This window comes from Gallibacterium faecale, assembly GCF_027920745.1.
GTDB classification, from domain to species: domain Bacteria; phylum Pseudomonadota; class Gammaproteobacteria; order Enterobacterales; family Pasteurellaceae; genus Gallibacterium; species Gallibacterium faecale.
The window spans coordinates 1-2,959 of the sequence record NZ_JAQIBB010000020.1; the positions used below are offsets into that span (position 1 = coordinate 1).

Annotated in this window: 2 protein-coding genes; one reads left to right on the forward strand and one right to left on the reverse strand. The window is 35.9% G+C overall.

All coding sequences use genetic code 11. The features are described 5' to 3' along the window. Nucleotides 1-76: 76 nt before the first annotated feature. Complete coding sequence (gene ilvC / locus PF272_RS01620) at nucleotides 77-1,555, reverse strand: ketol-acid reductoisomerase (RefSeq protein WP_271141387.1); 1,479 nt, start codon at nucleotides 1,553-1,555, stop codon at nucleotides 77-79. Between the two features lie 169 nt (nucleotides 1,556-1,724). On the opposite strand from ilvC, the gene ilvY reads away from it, so the two are divergent. Beyond that, a complete protein-coding gene (gene ilvY / locus PF272_RS01625; RefSeq protein ID WP_271141388.1) occupies nucleotides 1,725-2,621 on the forward strand; it encodes an HTH-type transcriptional activator IlvY in 897 nt (298 codons plus the stop codon). Nucleotides 2,622-2,959: the final 338 nt, after the last annotated feature.

Here is a 2,959-nt window from a genome sequence, read left to right on the forward strand (position 1 = left end):
TTGAATTTTAGACACTCATATTCTAAACGGGAAACTCTCATTTTTATAATGATTTGTCAGATCATTTAGTTTAGATCTAACCAACAACCACGATACGTTTCATATCCTTCATATAACCACGAAGTTTTTGACCTACTTTTTCAATCGGGTGATTGCGGATGGCATCGTTGACATCACGTAATGTAATGTTATCAATTTCTACGGTTGGTGTAGCTTCGCCTAAGTCACCTTTTTGTAATTGCGGAACAAGTTTTTCACGCATAATTGGTGTTGCTACATTTGCGAATAAGTAGTTACCATATTCTGCGGTATCAGAAATTACCACATTCATTTCATAAAGACGTTTACGTGCAATAGTATTTGCGATTAATGGTAATTCGTGTAGTGATTCATAATAAGCTGATTCTTCAATAATACCGCTAGAAACCATAGTATCGAAGGCAAGTTCTACCCCAGCTTTCACCATCGCAATCATTAATACGCCATTATCAAAGTATTCTTGTTCTTTAATTTTGCCTTCATATTTAGGAGCGTTTTCAAATGCACTCTTACCTGTTTCTTCACGCCATGTAAGTAGATTTTTATCTCCATTTGCCCAGTCAGCCATCATGGTTGCAGAGAATTCACCACTAATGATGTCATCCATATGTTTTTGGAATAAGGTAGTTAACATTGCTTTGATCTGTTCAGAAAGCTCAAAAGCACGTAATTTAGCACTATTAGAAAGGCGATCCATCATTAAGGTAATACCACCTAATTTCAATGCTTCAGTAATGGTTTCCCAACCATATTGAACTAATTGTGCAGCATAAGCCGGGTCTTTACCATCAGCAACTAATTTGTCGTAACAAATCAATGAGCCCGCTTGTAACATACCGCAAAGAATGGTTTGTTCCCCCATTAGGTCAGATTTCACTTCTGCAACAAAAGAGGATTCAAGTACACCAGCACGGTGACCACCAGTTGCAGCAGCCCACGCTTTAGCAATTGCCATACCTTCGCCTTTCGGATCGTTTTCAGGGTGAACAGCAATTAAAGTTGGCACACCAAAACCACGTTTATATTCTTCACGAACTTCAGTACCTGGACATTTCGGAGCAACCATAACTACCGTAATATCTGGACGAATTTGCTCACCTACTTCAACGATATTTAAACCGTGAGAATAACCTAATGCAGCGCCTTGTTTCATTAATGGCATTACTGCTTTAACAACGCTGCTATGTTGTTTATCTGGAGTAAGGTTAATTACTAAATCTGCTTGAGGAATAAGTTCTTCATAGTTACCCACAACAAAACCATTTTCAGATGCACGTTGGAAAGAAGCACGTTTTTCAGCGATCGCTTCTTTACGTAACGCATAGCTCACATCTAAACCAGAGTCACGCATATTTAATCCTTGGTTTAAGCCTTGTGCGCCGCAACCAACGATAACGACTTTTTTACCTTTTAAAAAGTTTGCTTCATCTGCAAATTCGCTACGATCCATGAAACGACAGCGACCTAATTGATCAAGTTTTTGGCGTAAGTTTAATGTGTTGAAATAGTTAGCCATAAAAAAATACTCCTATGCATCTAGATAAGTTAATTGTGTTTACTAAGCGAATAATCATTGCTTTATTTTGAGTATAAGGCTTTTTTTTATTGCGTAAATTGATATTATTGAAATCCATAATTGCAATATATGCAATATTATTAACATCTATTTTGTTTGGGAGGAAATGGTGGATTTTCAACAATTAAAACTGTTTTTACATCTTTGTGAGAGTAAAAATTTTGCTCGATCAGCAGCGTTGAATCATCTCAGTCCTTCAACTCTTTCTCGCCAAATTCAACGGCTTGAAGAGGAAGTGGGGAAAGCATTATTTTGGCGAGATAATCGTTCTGTTGAATTAACGCCAACGGGTGAACAGTTTTATCAATTTGCAGAAAAAACATTACAAGAATGGCGCTTATTACAACAACAGTTGCAACCTAATACGATAGATTTAGTTGGAGAAATTCGGCTATTTTGTTCAGTAACAGCAAGTTATAGCCATTTGCCTGAAATTTTAGCGCGTTTTCGGCAAAAACACCCAAAAGTAGAAATTCAATTAACCACAGGGGATCCAGCGTTAGCAGTTCAATTAGTACAAAGTCGGCAAGTAGATTTAGCTATTGCAGGTGAACCCGAACAACTACCCGACAATATTATTTTTCATCAAATCGACTTATTACCTTTCTCATTGATTGCCCCGAAAGTTGCTTGTGTTGCTAACCAGCTATTACAACAATCACCGATTAATTGGCAAGAGATTCCGTTTATTGTGCCAGTAGAAGGACCGGCTAGGCAGAAAATAGGACAATGGTTCCAACAAAAAGGGATTAAGCATCCTAAAATTTATGCGACTGTTGCAGGACATGAAGGTATTGTCCCGATGGTGGCAATGGGCTTTGGTTTAGCGTTATTACCTGATGTTGTTATTGCTCATAACCCAATGAATACACAAATCACTTATCTCAATATAGAACCAAGTATTGACGCATTATCTTTAGGTATCTGCGTTAATCGGAAAAATTTACAAAATCCAGTGGTGAATATTTTTTGGGAAGAGTTGATTCAAGAAGAAAATACGATTTAATCCCTTTAAAAGGCAATGTTTTTAACTTAATTGAAAATTTATCTTTTATGACGAAAAAGAGGATGAAATTTAATCACCCTCTGAGAAAAACTTTACTGTAATAGGATAAGGTTTAGTTAGGTAAAATATTGTTTTTATTAAAAATATTTTTATTAGAGAAATGAAAAAGCATAATCAGCTGAAGTGATAATTATTATAAACATTACTACAAAAATAACTTTTGATTTCAAGTTTTCGTATCTCTGTGGAATTAGAAAGTCGAAGAAACGCAGAGTTACTATAAAACTAACAATCCATAATAGGGATATAGCAAAACTTGAAGCTAATATTATTAACAT

Bases quoted from the DNA above. Each gene is read 5' to 3' on its own strand.
- ilvC (WP_271141387.1), bottom strand. From the start codon at position 1,555: ATGGCTAACTATTTCAACACATTAAACTTACGCCAAAAACTTGATCAA.